At 40.3% G+C, this 11,997-nt stretch carries 13 protein-coding genes and 1 pseudogene; 10 read left to right on the top strand and 4 right to left on the bottom strand.

Annotation, left to right across the window (positions count from 1 at the left end; all coding sequences use genetic code 11):
- Positions 1 to 623: 623 nt before the first annotated feature.
- Positions 624 to 923: a hypothetical protein gene (locus tag H1P_RS24950; RefSeq protein ID WP_144872454.1), complete on the bottom strand. Its 300-nt coding sequence runs from the start codon at positions 921 to 923 to the stop codon at positions 624 to 626.
- Positions 924 to 988: 65 nt separating this feature from the next.
- Between H1P_RS24950 and H1P_RS24955 the strand changes: the two genes are divergently transcribed.
- The 5 genes from H1P_RS24955 to H1P_RS24970 all read left to right on the top strand — a co-directional run bounded on the left by H1P_RS24955 (position 989) and on the right by H1P_RS24970 (position 4,034).
- On the top strand, positions 989 to 1,195 hold the full coding sequence (locus H1P_RS24955; RefSeq protein ID WP_144872457.1) for a hypothetical protein: 207 nt from the start codon (positions 989 to 991) through the stop codon (positions 1,193 to 1,195).
- 77 nt (positions 1,196 to 1,272) lie between these two features.
- Positions 1,273 to 1,518 (top strand): hypothetical protein, encoded by a 246-nt coding sequence (locus tag H1P_RS24960; protein WP_144872460.1) that lies wholly within the window; start codon positions 1,273 to 1,275, stop codon positions 1,516 to 1,518.
- Between the two features lie 147 nt (positions 1,519 to 1,665).
- The gene (locus H1P_RS36490; protein WP_186376135.1) at positions 1,666 to 1,839 is read left to right on the top strand and encodes a hypothetical protein; all 174 of its coding nucleotides are present in this window, start codon (positions 1,666 to 1,668) and stop codon (positions 1,837 to 1,839) included.
- Between the two features lie 675 nt (positions 1,840 to 2,514).
- Positions 2,515 to 3,690: a glycerate kinase family protein gene (locus H1P_RS24965; protein ID WP_144872481.1), complete on the top strand. Its 1,176-nt coding sequence runs from the start codon at positions 2,515 to 2,517 to the stop codon at positions 3,688 to 3,690.
- A gap of 119 nt (positions 3,691 to 3,809) precedes the next feature.
- Positions 3,810 to 4,034 (top strand): hypothetical protein, encoded by a 225-nt coding sequence (locus H1P_RS24970; RefSeq protein WP_144872463.1) that lies wholly within the window; start codon positions 3,810 to 3,812, stop codon positions 4,032 to 4,034.
- Positions 4,035 to 4,389: 355 nt separating this feature from the next.
- On the opposite strand, the gene H1P_RS24975 is transcribed toward H1P_RS24970, so the two are convergent.
- Positions 4,390 to 4,581, bottom strand: a complete 192-nt coding sequence (locus H1P_RS24975; protein WP_144872466.1) for a hypothetical protein — start codon at positions 4,579 to 4,581, stop codon at positions 4,390 to 4,392.
- Between the two features lie 7 nt (positions 4,582 to 4,588).
- Between H1P_RS24975 and H1P_RS36495 the strand changes: the two genes are divergently transcribed.
- The 3 genes from H1P_RS36495 to H1P_RS24985 all read left to right on the top strand — a co-directional run bounded on the left by H1P_RS36495 (position 4,589) and on the right by H1P_RS24985 (position 7,866).
- Complete coding sequence (locus tag H1P_RS36495) at positions 4,589 to 4,744, top strand: hypothetical protein (RefSeq protein ID WP_186376136.1); 156 nt, start codon at positions 4,589 to 4,591, stop codon at positions 4,742 to 4,744.
- A 162-nt stretch (positions 4,745 to 4,906) separates the two neighbouring features.
- Entirely contained in the window at positions 4,907 to 6,364 is a 1,458-nt protein-coding gene (locus H1P_RS24980) for an SLC13 family permease (protein ID WP_144872469.1), read from the top strand.
- Entirely contained in the window at positions 6,361 to 7,866 is a 1,506-nt protein-coding gene (locus tag H1P_RS24985) for an ATP-binding protein (protein WP_144872471.1), read from the top strand. The genes H1P_RS24980 and H1P_RS24985 overlap by 4 nt, the downstream gene beginning before the upstream one ends.
- 304 nt (positions 7,867 to 8,170) lie before the next feature.
- On the opposite strand, the gene H1P_RS24990 is transcribed toward H1P_RS24985, so the two are convergent.
- Positions 8,171 to 8,380 (bottom strand): hypothetical protein, encoded by a 210-nt coding sequence (locus H1P_RS24990; protein WP_144872473.1) that lies wholly within the window; start codon positions 8,378 to 8,380, stop codon positions 8,171 to 8,173.
- Between the two features lie 242 nt (positions 8,381 to 8,622).
- The gene (locus tag H1P_RS24995; protein WP_144872475.1) at positions 8,623 to 9,549 is read right to left on the bottom strand and encodes an SMP-30/gluconolactonase/LRE family protein; all 927 of its coding nucleotides are present in this window, start codon (positions 9,547 to 9,549) and stop codon (positions 8,623 to 8,625) included.
- A 1,178-nt stretch (positions 9,550 to 10,727) separates the two neighbouring features.
- Here H1P_RS24995 and H1P_RS25000 point away from each other — a divergent pair.
- Positions 10,728 to 11,525: an enoyl-CoA hydratase/isomerase family protein gene (locus tag H1P_RS25000; protein ID WP_144872478.1), complete on the top strand. Its 798-nt coding sequence runs from the start codon at positions 10,728 to 10,730 to the stop codon at positions 11,523 to 11,525.
- Between the two features lie 185 nt (positions 11,526 to 11,710).
- Positions 11,711 to 11,815, top strand: a pseudogene (locus H1P_RS25005) (helix-turn-helix domain-containing protein); the annotation flags it as partial.
- Positions 11,816 to 11,997: the final 182 nt, after the last annotated feature.

Below are 11,997 nucleotides of genomic sequence, written 5' to 3' on the forward strand. Positions count from 1 at the left end.
TAAGGTACAGAGCTTGCTTGATTTCACGAAGTCAGAAATCTGAAGTCGTGATGTCAGTCGTTTTACCTCTGAGGCGAAGGAGCGAGGATTCAATACTTGAATATATTTTGTTTCTCTTCGCCTAAAAATGGCGAGGCGCATACTCCAACTTCGGGCTTTATCTAACTCCTGACTCCTGACTCTATCCTCCTGACTTCAGCCCGAAGGGCGTGGTAATTCCTTTAATGTTTCTTCTTCCAACCAACTCAGTTTTACTCTCAGAGGTGCAGGCATTTTCTGTTCATCTGTCAACTTCTCTATCTTATAATTAATTACACCCACTTACTTAAATAAAGAGAACAAAGCCTCAAAAACTAATAAAAACCAGTCAGCAAGAATAATTTATTCAACCCGATGACCAACTTTTTCTTCATTACTATATAAATCTGACCAACTTTCGTTTAGCCCATCAATAGCAAAGCGTCAATTCATCAATTTGACGAGCGACCCCGCTTCGAGACCCCGCGTCGCCGTCAGGCGCAAGGGAATGCTCGAATTGCCGACGACAGGCGCAAACGGGGCGTACAAGCTTTTGAGGAGACCTCAAAAGACAGCCCCTTGGGAACGCGCGAGTTTGATTTCTTCTAATCACTGCTAAAACTCCATCTATGTGTGCTTGACTTCCCGCCTTTCCGTTCAGGTTGAAAACGAGAATACTCATTCTCCTTATTGGTTTTGGGGAAAATAGCGTGATTGGCTCTGAGTTGATAATACCAGTAATGATGTTTCTGCCCTTTCGCTTGATATCGTGCGACAGAACATCCAGGAGGAGCTACAATCCCTGATGCTTCAATTTCAGACTTTTGTGCCTGTAACAGAGCGATTGTTGCACTAATGCGTTCGGCTCGTTGTTCATGAGCTAGTTCACTTTCTTTTTGAGGCATTTTTGAGTAATTAGGTAGGATAAATTTGATAAATTAGTTCTCTATTGATAAAGAGAACTAAAATAATGAATCACATTTTACCTCAAGCAGAAGAATTACTTTTAACTTTGAAACAGATCTTGCCCAGTATTTATCAGCAAGAAACCCTGGAATCAAACTCGGTTTATTTCTCTCTGGAAAAGGTAATGCTGTTCCTCATCATTGTCAGACAAAATCAGAAAGTGCTATCAGCCGATTTCTCAATTATTATAATTGGTCAACTCGTTCCGTAATTAGAACAGTTCGTTCTTATGTTTGAAATTTAATCTTATATCAAAGGATTAGGGGAAGAAAGCCAATTCTTCAAGTCATGCTCGACTTAACAACATTAGAAAAAGTTGGCAATTTTCCTCATCTTAATGATTTAGTTAGAGTCTATAATCACAAGAAAGGGCTGCATATTGTAGTCATGTATTTGGTCATAGGTAACTGGCGATTCCCTTGGAGTTTCCGTGTTTATAGAGGTAAAGGGACGGCTTCTCCTTCTCAGTTAGCTCAAAAGTTAATCAATAATTTGCCATCAATCTTAACTCAATCTTTTCAGATTTATATTTGAGGTGATACTGCGTTTGGTACGATTAAATTAGTTACTAAAATTCACATTCAAAATAATTATTATGCTCTAGTTGGTGTCGCTAAAACGAGAAAACTCCAAGATGTCAGAAAAATATGTGAAGTAAAAACTCGCGGACAACAAGTTTATTTGAATGGGTTAGATATTCCTGTATTTTTGTCTTGGGTATGGCTAAAACGAGATGGTAAAAGAGTTCAACGTTTTATTATCTCAACTAAACCAATGAAAGGTAAAACTATTGCTCGCTGGGGTAAACGAAGATGGCAAATAGCGGTGCGACCCCGCGTCGGCGCAAGACCCTAAAGGACTCGCTCCGCGTCGCGCAAGGGAACGCGCACCAAGACAGAAGGTTTTTTCAAGACTGTTAAGCATTGTAAAGCGTCTTCATCGTTTTGGTCAAAAAACCTTATTAGGAGTTTATCGGTGGCTAATTCTTTCTTTGATTTCTTATTTATTAGCTTACTGGGTTTATTTCCATTTAGGTGACTCCGATAATTTAGATTGGTTTAATTCTGCACAAATTGCACTTACTTTACTACTTCCTCATGTTTTACTACTGTCTCTTTTGAATCAAATACAAACAGTTATTCCCTGGTTAAATGAACTTGGTTTTGATTTTTGTCTAATTAGGTGCAATATCTGAGGTTAAGTTGAATTTAAGTAACCGTTAAGTAACCATCAGTACTTTATATTAGGGGCGGGAAAGAATAGTCGTTTATTTTTTGGCAGCAAGATGAAAATATTCTCACGTTTCTTTTAAACAACCTTCATCAAGAAGTGATTAACTAAACATTAAGGTCAGATTAAATTGCTGCTGGCAATATCGAGAGAAATCTCCGAAATCAACCAAGTCTTAAGTTGTATGTTGCCAGATGGATTGAATTTGACGGTGGGGTAAGCTGGGGTTTCCCCAACTTATACAACCACCGTGTTGACTATTTCGACTGTCCATCAGCGGTATTATCCGCAGGAAGAGAAATGACTTTAAATATCTTAATCGCTCCCTCTGGATTTAAAGAAAGTCTTGATGCAGAACAAGTTGCTGATTGTATCGAGGTAGGTATTCATCGAGTCTTACCCAATGCTCGTACTCTCAAAGCACCATTAGTAGATGGTGGCGAAGGCTTTACTAAAGCCTTAGTAGAAGCCACTGGGGGAACTTTATATCCTGTTGAAGTAACTGGACCAGTGGGTCAAAAAATAGATGCCTTTTACGGTTTACTCGGAGGTACTCGCTATAAAACTGCCGTCGTGGAAATGGCAGCAGCAGCAGGATTACGCCATGTTCCGACCGAGATACGTAATCCTCTGGTAACAACTACTTATGGTGTGGGTGAATTAATTAAATCCGCTTTAGATGCTGGAGTTGAAAGGATCTTAATTGGCTGTGGTGATTCGGGTACTAATGATGGCGGTGCTGGTATGGCACAGGCTTTAGGGGTTAAATTACTCGATGAAGACGGAAATCAATTAGGTTTTGGCGGAGGAGAACTGATTAAACTGAAGCAAATCGATTTATCCGAGCGAGATCCGCGTTTGGATTGGGTACAAATAGATGTAGCTTGTAACTGGCATAATGTGCTGTGTGGCGATCGCGGAGTTGCCAGAGTATTTGGTCCCCAAAAAGGGGCATCCCCCGCAACAGTAGAGCAGATGGCTTTGGCTCTAGAACACTATGCCACGGTAATTAAAGAGAATTTAGACCTTGAAGTTAGAGAATTACCAGGAAGTGGTGCTTCTGGTGGGTTAGGAACGGGTTTACTAGCTCTAATTGATGCTAAATTGCATCCTCGCTATGAAATCGTAATGCAGTACCTAGAAATCGATAACTTGTTGCCCAAAGTAGATTTAGTAATTACGGCTGAAGGATGTCTGGATTACCAAACCCCAAAAGGCAAAATTCCTGCCGAGGTTGCCCGACGAGCCAAACGTTATAATTTGCCAGTGATTGCTTTAGCTGGAACTATCGGTCAGGGTGCTGAAGTTAATTGGCAGCACGGAATCGATTATTTTACCAGTATTTTGACCTATCCCTGTCAATTGCAGGATGCGATCGCTGATACTTCTAATCTGTTAACCAATGCAGCAGAGGGGATAGCACGATTACTGATAGTGGGTCGGCAAGTTAGAAATTGCACCTTTAGCGGATGGTAAGTAAATCGGTGTGATTAATTATGAAGTATTGAAGATTGGGGAGGGATTAGAGTGCGGTATATAGGAAAAAATTAAGGATTTTAAACTCTCACAAATACATTTAATTAAGGAGAAGAATTATGAAAACTACATTATGGTCAACAACAAATAACCCATCCACCTCTTGGATGACGGATGAAGATTGGCTCAATTTAGGCAAATCAGATGCTTGGGCGGGAAAACCCAAGTCATCACCAGAGAATGACGTTCTAGCTGCTAGTATGTACGATCTTGGTTATAGCCAAGGAGGAATTGAACGTTCGCCTATTCGTGAGGGGCTGACACCGCCCCCTCATTGCAAGTAACAAACTCGTAGCTCTTATGCCGTGCCAACTTCTTGCTTCATACCGACGTATCTAGACAAAAACCAAAAATGTTGCCAACAAGTCCCTAACAGAGGACGATTCACAAACTTTTAACAGAATTTGTATTTCAGATTATTTGAATACTAACTTTGCCCACCTTACAACGTGAAAAATACAAGGTATGAACTTTCTTACTTAAAAAATCGCTCTTTGTACTTAGAATCTAATAATCAATCGTTAACCGAACATTATTAAGACAGGCTGTTGTATCGAATTAGTACAAGAAAAGGTAATCAAGATCAAGGAGGGTTGACTATATGACTGTTCTTAAAATCGTACCTAAAGCTCACAGATATCAGAAAAACTTGCCAACATCCCATTCCAGACCTTGACGCTGGGTAGTTAATGCTACTTTACCACTGGTGTTAACCCTGACTGCTGGAATTGCGGTTTTACTACCTACTTCTTTACCTACAGGAGGAAGTTTGACACTGTTCGCTTTTATAATAGCTGCTATTTTGTGGTCAATAACAAATAACCTATCCACCTCTTGGATGACAGATGAAGATTGGCTCAATTTAGGTAAATCAGATGCTTGGGCGGGAAAACCCAAGTCATTACCAGAGAATGACTTTCTAGCTGCTAGTATGTACGATCTTGGTTATAGCCAAGGGGTAATTGAACGTTCGCCTATTCATCATCGTAGATAGGAAGGCATTCACAGATTGTTTAATTGCTGACTTTCATAACTCGATGAAAGCTTTCGTGCAACTTCTTGACGATCAAGAGTAAAACACTAGTTATTGGTTATTAGTCATTAAGCAGCTATTAAAAAGTACCAGTAATAGTGGAGTAAGGAAGCCTAAGTTCCCATGAATAACACGAAAAAAGTCCCTAAAACTTACGGATATCGCGAAACCTGGCGAACATCTAATCCCAGACCTTTTCGTTGGGTAGTTGATGCTACTTTACCACTAGCGTTAACCCTGACTGCTGGGATTGCGGTTTTACTACCTACTTCTTTACCTACAGAAGGACGTTTGGCACTGTTCGCTTTTATTGTAGCTGCTATTTTATGGTCAACAACCTCAATTAACGCTGCCTATGTTGCCTTGGGAACGGTCATGCTGTTAGTGCTGACTGGTGGTGCTTCTCAAGAACAACTATTTGAGGCACTGTCTTCTGATGTTATCTGGTTAATGATTGGAGCTTTTATTCTGGGAGGGGCAGTCAAAAAAACTGGACTGGCAGCAAGGTTAACTCAAATTGTAGTAGGACGCGCAACAACGGTTCGCAGTCTTTTTTGGCTGTTAACTAGCATCTTAATTCCTTTATCTTTTGTTATTCCTTCGACATCTGGTCGTGCTGCGGTAACAATACCTGTATTTCGCAGTATTACTTCTGAGATCGAGGATCGGCGAATCACAAGAGCGATCGCCTTGCTGATGCCAACTATTATCTTGGTTTCCACTATAGGTGCAATTGTCGGTGCGGGTTCTCACTTGATTGCCAATGACTTGCTATATCAAATTACTCAGCAGCGAATTTCTTTTACTCAATGGGCAATTTATGGTTTACCTTTTGCTATTGCTGCCAGCTACGCTTCTTGCTGGGTAATCATGAGGCTGTTTTTGAATAAATCCCGTCTTGATCGCCGTTTACCAAAACAAGAGCAAAAGCAAAAACCCTTATCTCTAGATGAAATCAAAACTTTCGCGATTGTGCTTTTGATGATGCTGCTCTGGTTTTCTGAAAGCTGGCATGGCTATGAAATTGCCACGGTTTCCCTTGCTGGAGCTTTATTGTTAACTTTGCCCAATTTTGGTGTTTTGAGTTGGCAAGATGGTGTCAAAGCTGTTTCTTGGAATCTGATTATTTTTGTGGGTGCAGCGTTGGTCTTAGGGCGATCGCTAATTGATTCTGATGCAGCACAGTGGATAATCAGCAGGATTTTTGAAATTAGCGGTATTGCCCAAACTGATTCTCAACTTCTAGTTATCTTACTGCTGGCATTAATTTCTCTCACCTCTCACCTATACATGACTTCCCATACAGCTAGAGCAGCAGCTTTAGTTCCCCCCATGTTGTACTTAGCCAGTAGTTTGCAACTTAACCCAGTAGCCGTTTTATTTCTGAGTACTGTGGGTATGGATTATTGTCTAACTTTTCCCGTCAGTTCCAAGGCACTATTAATCTTCTGCGAACTTGACAGCAGTACTTATCAGCCAGCAGATTTACTTCGTCTGAGTTCGGTTCTGCTTTTGGTTCATTTGGGGCTAATTATCTTATTTTACTTTGGCTACTGGCGTTGGATTGGACTAGCACTATGAAATTACGACAAAAACTTTTATCTACCTTTGGTGGTTTGGCAGTATTAGCTTTACTCAATGCTGGGGTAACGGGATGGGCGATCTTTAATTGGCAAGCCAGTAATCGGGAACTCAACCATCATTACCAACGTAGTTTGCTAGTCAAAGAACTAAAAATACAAGTGGTTAAAGCTTCTCAATCAATTCGAGAAGCGATCTCTATGAATGAATCTAATGGGCGAAGTCAATTTGAGACAGAAATTGCTCCTGTGGAGCAGTATTTTCAGGATTGGTCACAACTGGTACATAATGAGGCAGAGAGAAAGCAGATGCAACAATTAAAAAACGCATATCTCGTCTTGCTAAGTGACTCAGAAGAAATTTTTCAACTTTTGGCAGAGGGGCGTAAATTTGAAGCCTTACAGTTAAGAAGAGAAAAACTTCAAAACACCAGTTTTCCTTTGTTTGAAGAGTTAAGCGAGCGCGCAATTGAGTCAGATAAGCAAAATCGGCAAAAAATTCTCAAAAAAGTGAAACAAAGCCAATCAACAGCAGAATTGGTACTAATTTTGGCAGCTTTTGGCACAATTTCTTTGACTTTACTCCTGATTGCCTATCTTAATTCTGACTTATTTACTCCTCTTAAAGAAGTTAAGCAAGCTCTGGATAATTTTAGTCAAGGCGATCGCCAAATTCATTTAGATACTGAAAGAAGTGATGAAATTGGTTCGGTCAATCGTGCCTTTAATCGTCTGGTAGAATCGATACAAGAACGAGAAAAACTTCTAGAGTCAGCAGCTTTAGGAATTAAGAACAAAAAACTCATTGATGATAAATCGGAAATTGGCAATGTTCCCTCACGATTGCTCGTACACCAGCTCTTAAATCAAATGGAGGTGCAACTAGCACAATTAGATAGTAATGATGGCAATAGTAACGGTAAAACTATTAGGAAACAGGCACTCGTCAGTCAAATAAAACAACTGTTGCAGACAGTCACCCACTTAACCGAGTTTGGTTTTCCTTTAGACCTGAATCTAACACAGACTGATATTCGAGCCTTGGTATACGAAGTGTTCATCAGTGTTCGGGAAGAATTGATCGATCGCAGTATCAGTATCGAATTAGAGATCGCACCAGAAGTTAAAAAAGCATTTGTGGATCGACTCAAACTACGTGAAGCATTGATACAATTAGTAGATAATGCCTTGTCAGCACTTCCAGAAACTGGCGGTCGTATTGGTATTTGGGCTAAAGTTACTGCTAATCGTGCTGAATTATTGCTTGCAGTAACTGATAACGGGACGGGAATCAAACAATCTTTGCTCGAACGCGCCTTCAATGGTGTAGAAGTAGTTTCCGAAGCAGGACAAAACCGATCTCCCATGGGACTCAAGCTAACTAAAGCGATCGTCGAACAGCATGGCGGAAAATTACTTGTCAAAAGTAAGCCAGATCAAGGTACTCAAGTTCAAATCAAGTTACCCATAATAGCTAAACAGCAATTATCTCCATCTGTCTAGTTTGAGTCTGTCTCGATTGTTATCTTGAGCCTAAAATCAAAAGCCAGAAACATTCACAAGTTTCTCAAGTTTTCTAACTAGGATGATTCCCAATTTATCGATCCTCAAAATTATCCGTTTTTGTCTCAGAGATACTCAAAATTGAAATCAAAAGAATCCCTATTCCTACATAATCCACTGCCTTGCCTATTCAGTAACGCCGTTTTCCAAGACTATCTGTTTTGGTAACGGTAACAGTACCCTGATGATCGACATCTTTATTAAAACGAGGTGCAAATCCCCAAATTTCTGACTCACATTCTCCCTAATGACAAATCAAATCGAGGGTGATTTCTTGATAAACTGGTTCTTCTTCCCACAGTTTCCAAATGCCTTTATCTAAAGTTCGACTGATTTTTCCTTCTAAAAAGCGATCGCTTAAATCTCTTCTATAAGGTGATTTTGCTCCTCCTAACAAGAGTAAGAAAAGCACAAAAGCCAATATCTTGTACCAAATTTTGTTTGTAGAAAACATGGATAAATTACGATTATTAACGATCGCTATTGCTTCTCTTGAGGTAACGCTATTTTAACTATAATTACTCAAAATAGAAAATGGCGCACGGCTTCGCAGATATCTGCGAGATCGCTAGTTGAAGAGTTAGGTTAAACAGTAATTGAGTTGAGTTTCCAAACTCAACTCTCAGCGAAGCAGATTTGGGTACTTCATGATAAATCGTTAAAGGAGTACCCGTGATGAGAATTACGAGAGCGAAGTTACATCCCCTGAATCTGAAGACGAATGCGGTAAATACTGTTTCTCGCCGTAATGTAAAGGGTTTGGTAGTCGCTATCTCCCCAGGCTAAATTAGCGGGAGGTTCTTGTGTTTCAATGATGCCAAGTAGCTCGCCGTTTGGAGAAAAAATCCACACTCCTCCTGCCCCAGTGCTGTAAACATTTCCTTTGATGTCTACCTTCATTCCATCTGCTGCCCCTTTTTGAGTTCCAGGTTTCAGTTGAGCAAATTGTCTTTCATTTTCTAACATTCCGTCTGGCTTGACATCAAAAACCCGAATCTCGCCCTTCTGAGAATCATTTACATACAGTTGAGTCTCATCGGGAGACAGGACAATTCCATTAGGACGCACGAAATCATCCACCAATAGGGTTAGCGTTCCGTCTGGTGCTAGGCGATAAACACCATAAAAACCCAGTTCTTCTTGTTCCGATTTAATTCCAAAAGGAGGATCGGTGAAATAGATACTACCATCCGATTTGACAGTCAGATCGTTGGGACTATTCAATCGCTTTCCCTGATAGTGACTGACCAAAGTTACGATCTGCCCATCTTTTTCCGTCAGGGAGAGACGACGATTACCATGTTCGGCAGTAATTAAACGCCCCAAGCTATCTAGAGCATTCCCATTAGCATTGCCAGAAGGCTGACGAAAAACCTCGGTTTTACCCTCTGGTTGCCACTTGTAAATAGTATTGGCGGGAATATCGCTAAACAGCAAAAAACCGTCGGGATGCCAGAGAGGTCCTTCAGTAAACTCAAAACCTTCTGCTATTTTTTCCACCTTGGTATTGGGAGTGAGAATTTCTTCTAAATTATTTATTTCTTCTAAATTATTTGGTGGCGTTTGGCTTACACTTTCATAGGCACGGGTTATTAGTAAGAGACTTCCTAATCCAATTGTCATGATAACTGTGCTTAATTTTCGGTTCATTTGACCTCTCTCCCGTTCCTTAAAGTATTCTAGTTCTTACTATCAATATTTTAGTTACAGTCCCTTAGCATATTTTTACTCCACAGATGATTGAGACAAGTATCTAAAAAGCTTCTAATTCTTGTAAGAATTCAAGCATCACCGAAGGTGGCAATATCTTAATAATTGGGGCTGAGTAGTGTGGTGCATATAGAGAGGATGGAGGGAACAACCTTTTTTGGTGATGCTCAAAGAATATAGACGGTTGTAGTTTTTTAGTAATTGGAGAGTAGATAAATTTTGTTTAATAGCATCTCTCGATGTGAAATTTGATTCTCAAAAGCTATCTTTGCATAAATTTACTTAGATGCCCGATTTCTAGTTATATACTTAATCAAAGTTAGTGCGATCGCTAAATTCTCATCCTTTTATATATTCTGGGTTTGCGAAGCTCTGAGTTAGTAGGTTTGAATTGGTCTGATTTTCAACTAACAGAGGAGGCAATAGCAGTAATTATTTTGGGTAAGGGCATAGTTCCCTGGTGGTTACATCTCGTTATCTGCACGTTCAATAACCATGAGTGTACCAGTAAGTTTATCGATTTGGACTAGTGATAGGGCGATCGCCACTGTAATTGATAGAAAATTGCTCTCAAACTCACTCTTGATTTCGAGTTGTGAATAAATCAATAGACGGTCTATTAATAGACAATTACAGAGATTTTTTGAACCAAAAATTGACTGATACAATTGAGATTACAAGTAAACTTATGTATCTTTTTGAAATACTTAAAAGAGAAGGTGATAAATTAGTAATTGAAGTCAAGAAGACTCCCCCGACAGAGATTGCAGGTTTGTCCACATTAAATTAAGGAGGCTAAAAATCTGTTTCATCTCATATCTGTCTCGTTAAATAACAACAGTAACACTCAACTAAAAAGCTGGTATTTTCTCAATTGGAAATAAGGGAGGTAGCCTACTGGATAATTTTGTTCGGTGCAACTCCAAATTGAGTTAATTATAAGAGAGAATCTCTCAGTGAATTTAGCTTGGGTGTTATTGTAATGAAGAGAAATACCCAGTCAATCATCGAAAGAGCGACCATACTCGCACTAGAATCAAAACATTGTGCAGCTATAAGGTAAGTCGTTTAGAAGATTAGGGAGCGTAACAGTGACTGATAGTAACTACAACGAAGAAGTTGTTTTATTTCAGCTCGAAGATAGCATTGGTTGGATTACCTTAAATCGACCAGAAGTTCTTAATGCCTTGAGTTTAGAAGTTCTGGAAAAACTCTCATTCATTTTTGATGACGTGAAAGTCAATCAAGATGTTAAGGCTGTTGTCATTACAGGAGCAGGTGAAAAAGCCTTCTCTGCTGGTGCCAATATTCAATATCTTAATCATGCATCACCACTTGAGGTGCAAACATATTCTCGGCTTGCAGTTACCGTAACCAACAAAATTGAGAATCTAGGGAAAGTTGTGATTGCTGCTATTAATGGGTACGCGCTTGGCGGTGGATTGGAAATCGCAGAGGCGTGTATGCTACGCATAGCTGTTTCTGATGCCCAACTTGGACATCCTGAAGTTCGTATTGGTGCAGTTGCGGGGTTTGGTGGTACAACACGCCTCCCACGGCTTATTGGAAAAGGGCGTGCCACTGAGTTGCTGCTGACAGGTAATCTGATTAGTGCCCAAGAAGCACAGCAATTAGGTCTTGTCAACCGAGTCGTGGAAGCTGACCAACTCATGAAAGAAACGAAGTCTCTTCTCGACGACATTCTAACGAGAGCTCCCGTTGCTGTTGGTTTAACATGGGAAGCCCTGCATCGTGGTCTGAATATGACATTAGAGGAATCGGCTATGTTGGGTGCGGATTACTTTGGCTTAGTCGCTTCAACAGAAGATTTTCGAGAAGGAACAAGAGCTTTTCTGGAGAAAGCAACGCCAAAGTTCTTAGGCAAATAAACATATCCCAAGAGTTTTACAACAGACAAGTTACCGATTCTCTTGATCGCAGTTATCTTTTTGTGAGAGAAGACCCTCGCTTTTAGCGACGGGACGGGGCTTATAAATTGCGCGGGAAACCCACGCAAACAGCCCCTCATGAATCGAACTTTACAGCGAAGCCCGTTTTCTGGTAAAGTAATATCATGAAACAGCTTAGAGGATTTAAATACAGATTTTACCCAACTTCAGCGCAGCGACTAGGGCTAGCGCAAACGTTCGGATGTACTAGATTCGTGTATAGTGCGATTCGTTCATCTTAAACCTATTCAATAGGGGGACAGATGGCTCTGGTAATGAGTATTGATAACTCACCAGATGATAACTTAGTTTCCGATATGGGTGTAAGTCCCATCGCCCTAATGCGGGGTTGAAAAGCCCTAAAGGACTCGCTTCGCATCGCATACAGCGTCCAAACTCGCGAGAGTAATGT

The organism is Hyella patelloides LEGE 07179 (assembly GCF_900659865.1).
GTDB lineage: Bacteria > Cyanobacteriota > Cyanobacteriia > Cyanobacteriales > Xenococcaceae > Hyella > Hyella patelloides.